This is a genomic window from Pelotomaculum propionicicum, from assembly GCF_004369225.1.
GTDB lineage: Bacteria > Bacillota > Desulfotomaculia > Desulfotomaculales > Pelotomaculaceae > Pelotomaculum_B > Pelotomaculum_B propionicicum.
Genome location: NZ_QFFZ01000179.1, coordinates 1 through 478 on the forward strand (window position 1 = coordinate 1; position 478 = coordinate 478).

Sequence of the window (478 nt, forward strand, 5' to 3'; positions counted from 1 at the left end):
TTTTGTCCACAGCAGCTTACGGTGGTTTGAAGCCTCCACCTGCATGGCGGCTCCGAGGGGCCTTCCCTCATCTTCGATTAAGCATGGCTTTAGGGCTCTCATGCAGCCCTGCGCCTTCGTGGCGCACCATCATCGGCATATCGAGCGAATGGCTTGTCTGGATGATTCCGGACCATCCACGCATCAAACGCATAGTGGAGAAACAGATTAGCCAGAACCGGACTGATGACACCGCCCTGAGGGGTGCCCTTTGTCCGTTCCTTGACCGTGCCGTCTGGCATCTGAAAGGGGGCTTTAAGCCATCTCTGAATATAGAAGATGACCCACGGATTGTCGGTATGCCTACGGACAGCCTTCATTAACAGTTCATGATCAATGTTATCAAACAGGCCCTTGATGTCAAACTCCAGTACCCAATTGTACCGCCAGCATCGCTGCCGGGTGATGGCAAGTGCATCAGCGGCCGACTTTCCCGGCC

At 54.6% G+C, this 478-nt stretch carries 1 protein-coding gene; it reads right to left on the reverse strand.

Annotated features, from left to right (window positions below; all coding sequences use genetic code 11):
* Window positions 1-98: 98 nt before the first annotated feature.
* Window positions 99-478, reverse strand: a 380-nt coding sequence (locus Pmgp_RS19415; RefSeq protein WP_427910057.1) for a reverse transcriptase domain-containing protein, incomplete at its 5' end; no start/stop codon positions are given.